Origin of the sequence: Paenibacillus sp. FSL H3-0329, assembly GCF_037963285.1 — a bacterium.
GTDB classification, from domain to species: Bacteria; Bacillota; Bacilli; order Paenibacillales; family Paenibacillaceae; genus Paenibacillus_AQ; species Paenibacillus_AQ odorifer.
The window spans coordinates 5646582-5659486 of the sequence record NZ_CP150150.1; the positions used below are offsets into that span (position 1 = coordinate 5646582).

Annotated in this window: 15 protein-coding genes and 1 riboswitch; of the genes, 3 read left to right on the forward strand and 12 right to left on the reverse strand. The window is 47.0% G+C overall.

What is annotated here, in order from left to right; translation table 11 throughout:
• Nucleotides 1-124: 124 nt before the first annotated feature.
• The 3 genes from NSQ66_RS24960 to NSQ66_RS24970 form a co-directional block, all read right to left on the reverse strand.
• Nucleotides 125-1294: a hypothetical protein gene (locus NSQ66_RS24960; protein ID WP_143761267.1), complete on the reverse strand. Its 1170-nt coding sequence runs from the start codon at nt 1292-1294 to the stop codon at nt 125-127.
• Nucleotides 1291-1863 carry an RNA polymerase sigma factor gene (locus tag NSQ66_RS24965; protein ID WP_038573152.1) on the reverse strand — a complete coding sequence of 191 codons (573 nt, stop codon included), beginning with the start codon at nt 1861-1863 and terminating at the stop codon, nt 1291-1293. The genes NSQ66_RS24960 and NSQ66_RS24965 overlap by 4 nt, the downstream gene beginning before the upstream one ends.
• Nucleotides 1864-1992: 129 nt before the next feature.
• A complete protein-coding gene (locus tag NSQ66_RS24970) occupies nt 1993-3330 on the reverse strand; it encodes a 5'-deoxyadenosine deaminase (RefSeq protein ID WP_339279448.1) in 1338 nt (445 codons plus the stop codon).
• A gap of 70 nt (nt 3331-3400) precedes the next feature.
• A riboswitch (purine riboswitch) is annotated at nt 3401-3499 on the reverse strand.
• Between the two features lie 1197 nt (nt 3500-4696).
• Between NSQ66_RS24970 and NSQ66_RS24975 the strand changes: the two genes are divergently transcribed.
• Both NSQ66_RS24975 and NSQ66_RS24980 read left to right on the forward strand, forming a co-directional pair.
• A complete protein-coding gene (locus NSQ66_RS24975) occupies nt 4697-5014 on the forward strand; it encodes a transposase (RefSeq protein ID WP_036683594.1) in 318 nt (105 codons plus the stop codon).
• A gap of 11 nt (nt 5015-5025) precedes the next feature.
• Nucleotides 5026-5889 (forward strand): IS3 family transposase, encoded by an 864-nt coding sequence (locus tag NSQ66_RS24980; RefSeq protein ID WP_244886534.1) that lies wholly within the window; start codon nt 5026-5028, stop codon nt 5887-5889.
• 559 nt (nt 5890-6448) lie between these two features.
• On the opposite strand, the gene NSQ66_RS24985 is transcribed toward NSQ66_RS24980, so the two are convergent.
• The 5 genes from NSQ66_RS24985 to NSQ66_RS25005 all read right to left on the reverse strand — a co-directional run bounded on the left by NSQ66_RS24985 (nt 6449) and on the right by NSQ66_RS25005 (nt 8498).
• On the reverse strand, nt 6449-6979 hold the full coding sequence (locus NSQ66_RS24985; protein ID WP_339279450.1) for a GNAT family N-acetyltransferase: 531 nt from the start codon (nt 6977-6979) through the stop codon (nt 6449-6451).
• A 142-nt stretch (nt 6980-7121) separates the two neighbouring features.
• Nucleotides 7122-7538, reverse strand: a complete 417-nt coding sequence (locus NSQ66_RS24990; protein ID WP_036679722.1) for a hypothetical protein — start codon at nt 7536-7538, stop codon at nt 7122-7124.
• Between the two features lie 4 nt (nt 7539-7542).
• A complete protein-coding gene (locus NSQ66_RS24995; RefSeq protein ID WP_051491084.1) occupies nt 7543-7845 on the reverse strand; it encodes a hypothetical protein in 303 nt (100 codons plus the stop codon).
• Complete coding sequence (locus NSQ66_RS25000; protein ID WP_036679724.1) at nt 7842-8186, reverse strand: hypothetical protein; 345 nt, start codon at nt 8184-8186, stop codon at nt 7842-7844. The genes NSQ66_RS24995 and NSQ66_RS25000 overlap by 4 nt, the downstream gene beginning before the upstream one ends.
• Before the next feature lie 24 nt (nt 8187-8210).
• A complete protein-coding gene (locus tag NSQ66_RS25005; protein ID WP_036679726.1) occupies nt 8211-8498 on the reverse strand; it encodes a hypothetical protein in 288 nt (95 codons plus the stop codon).
• A gap of 195 nt (nt 8499-8693) precedes the next feature.
• Here NSQ66_RS25005 and NSQ66_RS25010 point away from each other — a divergent pair, with 195 nt between their 5' ends.
• A complete protein-coding gene (locus NSQ66_RS25010) occupies nt 8694-9209 on the forward strand; it encodes a GNAT family N-acetyltransferase (protein WP_256715424.1) in 516 nt (171 codons plus the stop codon).
• Nucleotides 9210-9274: 65 nt separating this feature from the next.
• Here the strand turns inward: NSQ66_RS25010 and NSQ66_RS25015 are convergent, their stop codons facing one another.
• The 4 genes from NSQ66_RS25015 to NSQ66_RS25030 are packed head-to-tail and all read right to left on the reverse strand — an operon-like array spanning nt 9275 to nt 12547.
• Nucleotides 9275-10006, reverse strand: coding sequence for a sugar phosphate nucleotidyltransferase (locus tag NSQ66_RS25015; RefSeq protein WP_038573158.1), 732 nt, complete (start codon nt 10004-10006; stop codon nt 9275-9277).
• Nucleotides 10007-10053: 47 nt separating this feature from the next.
• On the reverse strand, nt 10054-10791 hold the full coding sequence (locus tag NSQ66_RS25020) for a glycosyltransferase family 2 protein (protein ID WP_076100938.1): 738 nt from the start codon (nt 10789-10791) through the stop codon (nt 10054-10056).
• Nucleotides 10788-11708, reverse strand: coding sequence for a glycosyltransferase (locus tag NSQ66_RS25025; RefSeq protein ID WP_143758686.1), 921 nt, complete (start codon nt 11706-11708; stop codon nt 10788-10790). Before NSQ66_RS25025 ends, NSQ66_RS25020 begins: the two co-directional genes overlap by 4 nt.
• Complete coding sequence (locus tag NSQ66_RS25030) at nt 11705-12547, reverse strand: glycosyltransferase (protein WP_305953534.1); 843 nt, start codon at nt 12545-12547, stop codon at nt 11705-11707. Before NSQ66_RS25030 ends, NSQ66_RS25025 begins: the two co-directional genes overlap by 4 nt.
• Nucleotides 12548-12905: the final 358 nt, after the last annotated feature.

Sequence of the window (12905 nt, forward strand, 5' to 3'; positions counted from 1 at the left end):
ATAACAATACTTACTTTTTTTATCAAAAATGTGCACCGTTCGCTCCCACTACAAATAGGGAAACCCCACGCCTTTTCGGCTGTGGAACCTCCCTATTTAAGCCTATTATGTTATGCCCTTCAATCTAAGACTGGCTTGCTGGCGAATCCTCTTTCACCTTCCAGATCGTTAAATCACTATCATAATATACAGTGATCTCAGGACTGCCAAGCTTATGAAAGGTGAGATTCCCGGGCTCCTGATCTCTTTTAAGCAAGCTATATTCGCCCACATCAGCAACGCTAAATATCTTAGTCAGCAGAGGCGCGGCCTTCTCACGTAGACGATCCCCATCAATTAGAGACAGCTCACGGTCTAATACCGTTAGTTGTTTGGGATCTGTTTTATCACTAGCACGAGGATTTGTATCACTAATCTGCTCAATCCTTCTAGTAACAGTATCGAGCGTAACCGAAACCTTTGATCCGTATTGCAGCGTAAGTCTATCCTGATCCTTGTCCATAGCCCGAAATACTAAACTAAGCTCTTCATCACCTCCGTTACCTCTCAACACCTTCAATGCCTCTTCCCCAGCTTGACGCGTCTCTTCTGATACCGCCGAGGCCTCAAGCGTGGCTGATGCGTAATCGAATTCACCATTTACAAATCCGATACGCCATTTCTCCGCCCTAAAGTTATTTTCAATTTTCACGCTAGAATGTTGTGTAGCATCATATTCAACATATCTGAGCACATCATAAGCTGAATCATTCGCATAACCCAGTTTGCCCTTGATCTCTTCCGCACGGGTTTTCATTTCAGCGTCGATCTCTGCAGTTGTCAGCATCGCGCTCATCTTCGTTTGCACCAGTTCTCCTGTCTCATAATCGATCCAGATATATGCGGAGTCCTCATCTTTCTGGTAAGAGTAAAATATCTGCTGTTGCTCCTTAAGCCATTCCCGGTGATCTAGCGGATAAGTCTTTCCAAGTAAACTCTGCATCACCTGATCTGCGTTCCGCTGTAGCTCAGCCTCCGTGAAATGCGACGAAACCTCAGTTTGCGCAGGGTTGCTTGATTCATTACCAAGGAACCTTCCGTTCAGAAAGAATATGCCTAAGCCCAACAGTACAATAAAACTAGCCACAGCCCACATTTGCACAGATAGTCTTTTTCCTGAAAAAGATTTCGTTCCCTGTTGATCTTCTTGAATTCGGCGAATGACGTTGTCTGCATGCCTCATAGTAAACTTTTCATTTCCAAAAGGTCCTTTTCGGGCCTGAGCATACCATTCCGGTTGATGATCCTCCATCATTCTACCCCCTTTAATTTGTTCTGAATTTTTTGCCGCGCTCGGTGCAATCTTGATTTTACCGTTCCGTGACTCAAGTTCATCAGTTCAGCTATTTCTTTTATAGAGAGCTCATATTTCAAATCCAGGACCAATATTTCGCGCAGCTTGGGAGACAATGCCATAATTAGATCCCATATCTCACCAATGGACTGATTACCCAAATACTCCATCTCCGCAGATCGGGCTATACCAAGAGGTTCAATAGTTTTTTCCCGCTGCTCCACATCAACCGTGGACAATGGCTGTACACCACCCCATAAGCCCGAACGAAAAAAGCGCGATTTCCGGTGCGAAAAAACAGTATTCCTGGCAATCGTAAGCAACCATGCTTTAAATGAAGAATTCCCCCGGTACGTGCCAATCCGGTAATAACATTTAATGAATACTTCTTGGGCCAGATCATCGGCCTGTTCAGAATTTTTGGTAAGATAATAGATATAATTCCATATATCCTCTCCGTAACGGCTCATGATTTCTCTTAATTGCTGTTCATTCATCGTCTCGCTATGCTGAAGACCTTCCAGTTCCAATTAGCTTCACCTCACTTAATACGACCTCATAAAAGGCACTTTAGTTCCCTTATGTTCATATTTTCTCATAAAAAAACAGGGGGTCCAGTGATCCCCTGCAAATAAAGATATCCGAATCGCCCTCTCTCCTCAAACGATCGAGGTATGCGTAAGTAATCTTTTAATAGAACGGTTAGCTTCATTTAGTACAATTTCTTTATCCACAGTCTTTAGCAAACCTCTTTCCATCACGATCTCCCCGTCGATTATCGTTGTCTCCACATCTGCCCGCGTAGCGGAATATACAATTCTAGAGATGGGATCTACGTCATAAGAGGGAAAAGTATGAAAATTGTAGAGATTGAGGAGCACTAGATCTGCTTTTTTGCCTACCTCGATACTCCCGATCTTATCCTCCATCCCTACGGCCTTCGCCCCACCAATAGTAGCCATACGGAATACGCTGCGGGCATCCATGGTTGTGGGTCCGTGATAAGGCTTTTGAATAATCGCCGCCAATCGCATCTCATTAAACATATCCAGATTGTTATTGCATGGAGCGCCATCCGCTCCCAGACTAAGAGAAACATGCTCATGAAGCATCCCTGGTGTGTCCGCAATTCCGGAGGCCAATTTCAGATTGGAACCCGGGCAATGACTTACATGCACTCCTCGATCCCGCAAAATCCGCCGCTCCTCAGCATCCAGCCACACGCAATGCGCCAGTATAAGCCTTTCATTGGCTAATCCTAGATGATCCAGATAGACGATGTTACGCATGCCAGTCATGGCCTGCACAATCTCAATTTCCCCTAAATTCTCAGACGCATGAGTATGCACCTTCACATCGTATCTTGCGGACAGATCCCGCACCTCGGTTAATAAAGGCTCTGTACAGGAAATCACAAAACGTGGAGAAAATGCATACTGAATCCGGCCGTTTCCATAACCATTCCATTTTTCCAGTAAATCGACACTTTCCTGCAAAGAAGATGCGGTATCCTCCTGCAGCGCCTCAGGCACATCTCCCCCTTTTTGATCCATCATCACCTTGCCGGACAAGGCCCGGATTCCACTTTTAGCTATAGCCTGAAACGCAAAATCCGTATGATGGACAGTCTCCATATCCACAATCGTCGTCGTGCCGCTGGTGATCAGTTCGCCGATGCCAAGCATAGCCGAATAATAAAGGGATTCTTCATCATGCGCGGCCTCTAATGGCCAGATTCGTTTGCGCAGCCAATCCATCAGCTCCAGATCGTCCCCTTTACCACGGAATAACGTCTGGCATAGATGAATATGAGTTTGGATAAAACCCGGAATTAATGTACGGTTCGTAGCATCAATAATCTTCTCGTCACCCTGCGGGATCAGGCCAGTGCCGATTTCAACGATGAGATCATCCTTAATCCGGACATCCCCGTGTAAAATTTCCTCTTGCTTGTTCATCGTAATGATTTCGGCATTTTTGATCAAAATATTTCCCATAGCCCTTCTCCCCCTCATTGAGTTAATTCCAGCACAACTTCACGCCTGTAACACAAAAAGGCCACAAAAATATGCCTGAGCATATTTTCGTAGCCAGAAATTTACGGTTCCCGGTAGAGACCCTTAAACCAATTATTAAGGATATACGAAAAAAAGACTATTCATTTGTAATTTGAATAGTCCAATAATAATCTAAAGACAGGTTACATGTCAATATACATGACACACAATATTGATTATGTATTTTAAATAGTGATTTATAAAAGGAAATCAGTATTACATGTTATTTTAAATAACACATAATACTTTTTGATCACGATTATTCTGTTTGAAAAGATTTGTGATTACGCTACCTTGTGAATCGTGTCATATTTACTGTCATAAAAACATAGAAAATAAGCTATCCGAGAGCTATTTCATGGCTTAAGAGACAGCCGTTTCGTACGATTAGGTCGACCATTTCGAATGATTAGATCAGCCATTTCGGACAATCTCTGCTTACTCTAACGCCTTGTGGTAAACCGCTGTGCGCATATAGCGCGGTATGGCAGACTGGTCAGAGCCCGCTAGTGCACGCCTAGCTCTATTCATCTAACTGACCTATGCCTTCCCTACTGCTACTCAACTGCTACTTCTGCACTGCTACGGCTACTACACTACTCCTACTTCCGCACTTCTGCGTTCCCCTTGTGCCTATTCCACTGCTACGTCTGGAGCTTCTGCTTCTGCTTCTGCTTCTGCTTCTGCTTCTACTGATCTCGCTACGTCCACACCACAGGCGAGTCATAATCCTCCCAAGTACTTTCGGACCCAGATGACGCTATTTGCACATTTATCACCTTTTGATCAGGGTTTCGGACTCCAGTGACACTATTTCCTCGTTACAGGTCCAAATGCAGTGTGTTTTATACCAATAGCTGCTCTGGAGTCCGATAGCACCCCAATTGTGGGAAAATTCCACGTTTAAGTTCATCTGGGTCCGTTACTGTCGAGTCATACTCTGCCACTGTTACTTTCGGACCCAGATGACGCTATTTGCACATTTATCACCTTTTGATCAGGGTTTCGGACTCCAGTGACACCATTTCCTCGTTACAGGTCCAAATGCAGTGTGTTTTATACCAATAGCTGCTCTGGAGTCCGATAGCATCCCAAATGTGGGGAAATGCTACGTTTAAGGTCATCTGGGTCCGTTACTGTCGAGTCATACTCAGCCACTGATGCTTAAGGACCCAGATGACGCTATTTGCACATTTATCGCCTTTTGAGCAAGATTTCGGACTCCAGTGGCGCTATTTGAAGCTAGAATAAAAAGTGGACAGTAGTTAACAGACTGGCGATAATGAGTCCACGGAGGTGTGTTCACATGGGAGAACATCGACAACGGTACAACGAAGAATTTAAAAAACAGACAGTGCAGTTCATTCAAGAGCAAACAAAGACAGTGGGCGACTTGGCGGAAGAGCTCAACATCCCAAAAAGTACCCTGCATCAATGGATGAGCCAGTATCGAGAACTAAAGAATGAACCGGCAGCTAGCGTGGATCGAGTACGGGAACTCGAGGCACAGTTGAAAGAAATGAGCCGTCAACTTCAAGAAAAAGATAACAAGATTGCTGATGTGGAAGAGGAATTAGCGATCGTAAAAAAAGCAGTGCACATCTTCAGCAAACCAAGGAACTGAGATTCCAGTTTATTGAAAAACATCGCTCCGAGTTTCTCTTGGAGAAGATGTGCATGACCCTACATGTGTCACGGAGCGGGTACTACAAGTGGCGGACAGAAAAAACCAGTACGCATATGCTTCGTAAGGCTGCGATAATGAAGCGAATTCAGTATCATTTTGCAGACCATCAAAAGCGGTATGGGAGTCCGAAGATCACCCGCCTGTTGCATCAAGAAGGTTATACCGTTACCGAACGCACGGTGAGTGTGTACATGCGACATATGAAGCTTCGCTCCATTGTCTCCAAAACGTATCGCGTACAGACCACCGACTCCAATCATGACCATCCGATTGCCCCGAATACGCTGAACCAGCAATTTAAAATACTCAAACCCAATTCAGTATGGGTTACCGACATTACGTACATTCCTTGCCGGGGAGGGCGCTTGTACCTGGCTAGTGTGATGGACCTTTGCACGCGTGAAATCGTGGGGTGGCGCTTGGAGGACCATATGGAAACTAGCTTAATTTCGGGCGCCTTACAAGATGCTTACGAAGCTAAACAACCGGAAAAGGGTCTATTACATCACTCCGATAGAGGTTCTCAATATACTTCTCATGAATATACGAAGCAGTTGAAAGCGTATGGCATGGAGTCCAGCATGAGCCGCAGAGGTAACTGTTATGATAACGCCTGTATCGAGTCGTGGCACAGCATTTTGAAAAAGGAGCTCATTTATTGTAATCCACGATTCAAAACTAAGGAGCAAGCCTACCAGACACTTTTTCAATATATTGAGTTTTATTATAACCGCAAGCGAATGCATGGCGCGCTGGGGTATCTTTCTCCAGTTCGTTTTGCTGAGCAATTGACTAGAATGTCTGTTGCGTGACTGTCCACTTTCTTGACAGAGGTCCAATTCCCTCGTTACAGGCCCATATGCAGTGTGTTTTATACCAATAGCTGCTCTGGAGTCCGATAGCATTCCAAATGTGGTGAAATGCCACGTTTAAGGTCTGCTGGGTCCGTTACTGTCGAGTCACACTCAGCCACTGATGCTTTCGGACCCAGATGACGCTATTTGCACATTTATCGCCTTTTGAGCAAGATTTCGGACTCCAGTGGCGCTATTCCCTCGTTACAGGCCCATATGCAGTGTGTTTTATACCAATAGCTGCTCTGGAGTCCGATAGCATTCCAAATGTGGGGAAATTCCGCATTTAAGGTCTGCTGGGTCCGTTACTGTCGAGTCACACTCAGCCACTGATGCTTTCGGACTCCAATGACGCTATTTGCACACTTATCGCCTTTTGAGCAGGGTTTCCGTAAGCGCAAATTGCTACCTAATCAAACAAAGTTTTTGTTTAGAAAACGGTGTTATTTCCACAAAAAGAGGATATCTCAGTAGCCATTAGATGGCTCATGAGATATCCTCTGGTTCTCTCGCTATGTTAAGCTTCCGAATTCCCGTGTTTTTCTAGAACCTTCTCGAACACCGGAAAATTAGCGGTACGCCCTGGAAAAGTTACCTCACCCCTGAGGTCATAACCCAGCTTGGGATATAGGGCGAGTGCCCCAGTGTTCTTAGCATATGTGTCCAGACGGATACTTGAATAACTATTCTGGCGAGCATATTCTTCTGCAAAAGTGCTAAGACGGCGTGCAATTCCCTTTCCTTGAACTTCAGGATGCACAGCCAATCTATGCATAATTAAATGAGGCCCTTGCGTTTCTGTCCAGTCAATCTTCCCATACTGCTCGGATTGGTGCTCGTCCAACACTAGAATGCCGGCCACCGCATTGTTCTCCTCACATACCCATAGATTTCCACGTTCAATATCAAGGGAGATGATCTCCCGGTTCGGATAATGCTCGTCCCACTGATCGCTGCCACCTGCTTGCATCACCTGTACGCATTTGGCAATCAGCTCCATAATTTCATCAATCTCATCTTTGCGTGCTCTGCGAATCTCAGTATCCATGAATCATCCCTGCCTTCATCTTAACCTCATATTATTTTCACTTTCATTATGAAGTTTATCACATCGGCAGCGCAGCAAACCAGTCCGCACGAAAACCCCAAGACCCGCTCACGGGCGGAGCGGATCTTGTCATCTGTGTCCCCTAGCTGAATTCCAGCTTATGCCCGTCCTCGAAGCCCTTGGCGAAACCGGCGTCGAACCCCACGTTGTATGCTTCGGTGTAGCCCTGTTGAAAGGCGTCTGCCGGGGGCGTTTCCGGCGAAACGCCCAGCTCCGGGGGGAGCGGAATTACCTGTGGAGCAGGCGGAGCCTCGCTCACGGGTACCACAAGCACCGGTGGCTGTGAAACCCTTACTTTACGAACAAGCTTACGACGAAGTCTTCTTTTCTTGCGTAGCAATAGGCCTTTTTTCGACTTCCCATAACGAGCAGTTTTCCGGGCAAGAACTCTGCGGGTTTTACGGGCTAGCCCTTTACGAACTTTTGCTTTCCGCGAGAGCAGCAATGTGCGTCTACGAGTTCTGCCTGAACGTAGTGTTCTACGGCTTTTCTTCTTCATGCTTCTACTCCTCCTGTGCTCCATGTTCTCTGGAGGTTCCTACGGCGTATGCCTTACTCAGCCATGGCGCAGCAGGAATTCCCCGTTTAGGACGATGTAGTGAAATCCCGGACATCATCCGGCACATCGCACTCTGATACCCACTTAAAATCCTGATATTGTCGCTCAATTTGCGGGCCGTCAACTCAGATTGCTCCGTCAATTCGGCGATGCTCTCCAAGATGGCCGCCAAAGCAGCCTGACTGCGCGAAATGGAGCGAATCATCTCCAGCTTGACGGCATGTTCAGAGAGACGGTCCCCGCTCATTTGCTGTCTTCTCCAAAACTAAAGCCATCACCTGACATGTCTCCAAAACCTTCCCCGCCACCATCGTCTTCACCACTGCCCAGCACTGCTTTTAAATTGCTGTAGAGTCCGTTCTCCAGTTTGGTCAGCCCTTCGACCATCTCCACGATGACCTCGTGTATAGAGAGGGACTCCTTCAGTTGCTCACTGTGGGAATCAAAGGCTCTAGCGTGGATATGATGCTGTGCCCACTGCTTTACCTTTTCAGCTTCAACCGCCTTAGCTTCCAGAATCAACGCAACGTTCCACTGGATGGCGGCGGTGGACTCCAGCATTTGCAGATAAGCCTTTTCTCTGCTCATCTTCCGCCTCCCGCTCCTATAGCGTTACTCTTCTTCTTGACCGTTCAATTCCTTAATCACTCTGCCTACCCCATCAGCCATCGCTTCTTCCAGATCTGCAAGTGCATTCAAGTAAGCAATAATATTCTTGTTTACCTGAGTTGAGCTTTCGATCATCCCGCTGATCCCATCAAAATCAGGCTCCGCATCTGGCAGATCGTGGACAATTTGCGACATACGGACAGCCACATGGCGCTCAGCGTCTAGAATCCGCGCCATCTGTTCATGCGTATGGGCCATGTGCTGCAGGACTTTAGTTATTTTACTCTGCACCTTCATGTCTCCTTTGCTCAAACGCCCTGCTACAGCATATGCGGCAGGAGCCGTTACGGTGCCGGGGATCCTCGACAAGTTAAGGCTCTATAAGTGACTGGATGACATAAAGATTACGTTATTGCTAAGTACATTTAAAAGGATTAAAATGTGAAATGCGCAATCCTGAGTTTACCAATGATTGGTGGGGAATATATGAAGCTTGAAAGCCAGCGGATCGATCTAATACCTTTAACTGCCCCAGAGCTCTCACTAGCAATAGATAACTATTCGGAGCTACAGCAACAATTAGGCTTAGCTGCCATCAGTGCGGCGCTTGATGATGAAATGCAATATGCTATGCAGATCAGGCTAAAAAAGGTGCAGCAGGACCCCGACCATTACCTATGGTTAACGAACTGGGCCATCGTCCATCGGGAAGATCATTGTATTATAGGATTCATTATCCTTAAAGGTTACCCGAATGAGAAAGGCGAGGTTATTATAGGATATGGGATTGATGAGAAATATAGAAGAAAAGGGTATGCAACAGAGGCACTACGCACAATTACTGCATGGATTTTCTCCCATCCCCAAGCTGTCTATGTAATCGCTGACACTGAAAAAGATAATACAGCCTCCCACAAAGTATTGGAGCGTCTAGGCTCTGAGAGATACAAAGAAACTGAGGATTTAATCTGGTGGAGGATTTCCAACCCCCGAGCCCTCTGAGTAACGCGTGATTTCAAAGCCCTTGCGGCTATCTATAGCAAGATTACATCAAAAAAAGCACTGCCTTATGGCAGTGCATCCTTTAACTTTTCCCCCGCCTCGTGCAAAGACTGGAACGTCCCCGCATCACTCCACCAATCCTTAAGCACATCATAACTAAGTCTGCGATCAGCGGCGTATATATTATTTACATCAGTAATCTCCAGCTCCCCCCTTTTGGAAGGTGATACCCGCCGGATGATATCAAATACAGCTTCATCGTACATATAAATACCAGTTACACAATAATTGGTCTTCGGATGCTCCGGCTTTTCTTCGATATAAGCAATCCATGCCGCATCTTGACTATCAAACACAGGTACACCGTATCTGCGCGCGTCCTCCACCGGCTTCAGCAATACCTTTGCTGTGCCCGCTGGCTGACGGAGATAACTCTCCACATAAGGCTTCAGATCATCCATAAAAAGATTATCCCCGAGCAATACAACAAATCGTTCCCCCGGGAAAATGAACCCTTCTGCTAAATCAAGCGCCTCGGCAATGCCTCCGGCAGCTTCCTGAATTTTATAGGTCAGAGATACACCAAATGCAGCACCGCTACCTAAAAAATCCGTGTACAGGCCAGCAGACTGCTTGCTTATGACCAGAAGAATGTCGGTAATTCCTGCCCGGCGAAGCCGGTCTATGCCGTAACAGACCATAGGATATTTGCCGACCGGAAGCAAATGTTTGTTCATAAGCCGGGTCAGCGGTTGAAGTCTAGATCCTGTTCCGCCCGCCAGTATGACTCCTTTCACTTACTTTCCTCCTCTTTATCTACGTCCTTTGCCTTCGGATCTGCACTTCATATGAAATTTATAGGGTCTACATTCCATTTATCTATAAAAATCTTGCGATTTCGTTCCACCAGTTCTTGCAGTCCGGTATTGTAAACTTGCTTGAAACTTGCACTTCCTTCATGGTGCACCAAGCAATCCCCGGCGATAAGCAACCGATATCCCTTTATCCTGGTACGGTAACAATAATCATCATCTTCGTAATGTCCAGGTGAGAATCTCTCATCCAGTAGACCTACGGAAGTAAGCAGCTCTCTTTTGAATAAAAAACATAATCCTACCAGCCGTCTCGTCTCCAACCATTTCTGGGGATTTGGAAGGTTCGCCCTCTCAGCAGCCTGATGAAAATCTATCAGACCTTCATAATCAGTCTTCACCTGTTGACGTCCACTAGCATAGTTTGTGACTGGCCCAACAATACCAACATCAGGAGCACTATATAGAGCTCTCTTCAGATTAGTTAACCATCCTTGAGATAACACTACATCGTTATTCAGCAGCAGTAATTCATCACCTGAAGCTAGCTGTAGCCCCATATTGCATGCAGCTGGAAAGCCGCGATTGTCAGGCAATGAAATAAACGTTATATGATTCGCACGGCAATAAGTGTCTGTTCCGTCCGTTGAAGCATTGTCCACTACGATAATCTCATAAGGCGGCGGAGTGTAGGCAAGAATAGATTCCACACAGGCCCGCAGCAAGGGCAGCGCATTGTAGGTTGGAATAATAATACTCGTCAGCGTCATATGCGATTCCTCCAAGCGGCTACCTGTCTGCGGTACTCGCGCTGAGTCTCACTACTTAGCAGACCGCCAGCTTTTCGCCGGGAAAGAACCTCATGTAGAGCCTCAGCATGATCTCCTATGATCAGTTTTTCCACAGCATTTCCAACCCCTGTATTTGCCTTGCGCAGCCGATTATGTTTAATAACATTTACCGTCCCAGCCTTCTCCACCCGTAACTTTTCTAATACAGAACGAGCTTGGGCTTTAGGTGGAACCATTAATTCACGGTAGCCTATGGTCTCAAGCGCATGCCGCGAAAGCGCATGAGGAACAGCTGTCATAGAGCTAACTCCGAGATCGTACCTATCCAGAGCATAATTCAGAAACAGTTTGCTGCGGGTGACATCATCACATAATCCAAAAGAGGGCATCAATGAGTCTAAATCATTAAGAGCTACATCAATCCCACGATCTACAGCCGCCGTGAATGAACCGAGCTGAGAGGCCGGAATGACCATATCTCCATCCAGAAAAAGCAATATATCCCCGCGACTCAGCTTCGCACCGATAGCCCGACCCACATCATGTCCGACAGACTCTGGGCAGTGTACTACAATGGCTTGACGATGTTGTCTAGAAATAGGAAAAGAGTTATCACTGCAGCCATTAAGTACGACGATAATTTCTGCAGGTTCAAGCCGTGCAACCTGATGCAGCAGACGTGACAAGGTCTGCTCCTCATTACGCGCGGAGATAATGACTGACAAAGTCCCGCGTAACTTCGGTAACTTCAGAGTCTCCTTGCCTGCCTTCGATTGCCGAGACAGAAGCGGGCGAGTAGCAGCGTTGCCTTTTACAGAGCGATTGACTGACCTGTGACGGATTGGGCGTTTCTTTGCCGTTCGAGCTGCTGTGCCTCGTAAAGTTGCAACCATCATCTCACCATCTCTCTGCGCCGGGCTCCGTCGCCAAAGCCCGCTCTGATCCCCCGATGTTCCAGCAACAGGGATACTGCCTCCATATGATCCGCTGTAATCAACTGCTGCAATGGATCTTTGCCGTCTTCCTTGCGTCTTACCGCATTCAATTTCCCTACAGGCACTTTGTGAGCGGCTACCACATGCAGTCCACTAAGAATTGCCTGGGCATGCGCCAGTGGAGGACGTGATAATGAATCGCTCCCTAAAATATCAAGTGCTCTGCGGCTGATTGCGTGTGGAACTGCCGTCATCGAACATCCCTTCAGATCTGGACGGCCAAGCAGAATATTCAGTGCATGTTTAGACAGCACCACCGGATGGGGGGATAGCTTCCGGACCGGACCGGAATAATCATTAAGCGCTATGTCCACTCCACCACTAACAGCAGTGACGTAAGGACGCAGCCCCGAAGCAGGTATCACCAAATCTCCATCTGTAAACAATAGGATTTCTCCCTTGGCAGCCTCAGCTCCCACACTACGGCCAGCGTCGTGTCCAAGCGGCAACTCATAGGAAATAACACGCGCACCCAGCGATTGTGCAATCCCTGCCGTTTGATCAGTGGATCCATTCACGACCACAATTACCTCGCAGCGCGGATGGACCCCTCTGGCTCCAGATATCACTCCCGCAATGGTCTGAGCTTCATTCATGGCTGGAATAATAACCGAAACATAGGGATTAGGATGGTTAACTATAGGGACTACAGCGACTTGCCGCACTGGGCGTGAAGTCCGCCGCTTCATCCGAGAGACCCGCCGTCCTGTGCGGCGGGCAGAAGTTCGTTTGGGCTTCATGCTCATCCACCTTCCTTACAGAGCCAATTCTTCAGGCTGAGGGTTACATCACAGTTTATGTACTACAACGTACAGGGTAACGGCAATTGTCTCCTGTCGTTCTGAAAACAGGACAAATGTACTCCCCACCAAACTTCAGCTTAGATACATTGCGCATAGCCAGCTGCCGCGGACACAATCTGCGACGGTAACGAACGCAGTACCACAGCAGGTTGATTAGGTTAGGGCGGTATCGGACAAAACCGAATCTGCAGCGGATGTTTAGACATTAGCGCTATCGGACACAGTTGCTCCTATTCGCCGCATTATCACACTTTTAGATTATTAACGGACTCCGTAGCAGCTATTGGCATGAAAA

Excerpts from the sequence above, each read along its gene's own strand:
- NSQ66_RS25030 (WP_305953534.1), bottom strand. The coding sequence starts at position 12,547 with ATGAAGCCCAAACGAACTTCTGCCCGCCGCACAGGACGGCGGGTCTCT.
- NSQ66_RS25000 (WP_036679724.1), bottom strand. The coding sequence starts at position 8,186 with ATGAGCAGAGAAAAGGCTTATCTGCAAATGCTGGAGTCCACCGCCGCC.
- NSQ66_RS24995 (WP_051491084.1), bottom strand. The coding sequence starts at position 7,845 with ATGAGCGGGGACCGTCTCTCTGAACATGCCGTCAAGCTGGAGATGATT.
- NSQ66_RS25020 (WP_076100938.1), bottom strand. The coding sequence starts at position 10,791 with ATGACGCTGACGAGTATTATTATTCCAACCTACAATGCGCTGCCCTTG.
- NSQ66_RS25025 (WP_143758686.1), bottom strand. The coding sequence starts at position 11,708 with ATGATGGTTGCAACTTTACGAGGCACAGCAGCTCGAACGGCAAAGAAA.
- NSQ66_RS24975 (WP_036683594.1), top strand. The coding sequence starts at position 4,697 with ATGGGAGAACATCGACAACGGTACAACGAAGAATTTAAAAAACAGACA.
- NSQ66_RS24970 (WP_339279448.1), bottom strand. The coding sequence starts at position 3,330 with ATGGGAAATATTTTGATCAAAAATGCCGAAATCATTACGATGAACAAG.
- NSQ66_RS25010 (WP_256715424.1), top strand. The coding sequence starts at position 8,694 with ATGAAGCTTGAAAGCCAGCGGATCGATCTAATACCTTTAACTGCCCCA.
- NSQ66_RS24985 (WP_339279450.1), bottom strand. The coding sequence starts at position 6,979 with ATGGATACTGAGATTCGCAGAGCACGCAAAGATGAGATTGATGAAATT.
- NSQ66_RS24990 (WP_036679722.1), bottom strand. The coding sequence starts at position 7,538 with ATGAAGAAGAAAAGCCGTAGAACACTACGTTCAGGCAGAACTCGTAGA.
- NSQ66_RS24960 (WP_143761267.1), bottom strand. The coding sequence starts at position 1,294 with ATGATGGAGGATCATCAACCGGAATGGTATGCTCAGGCCCGAAAAGGA.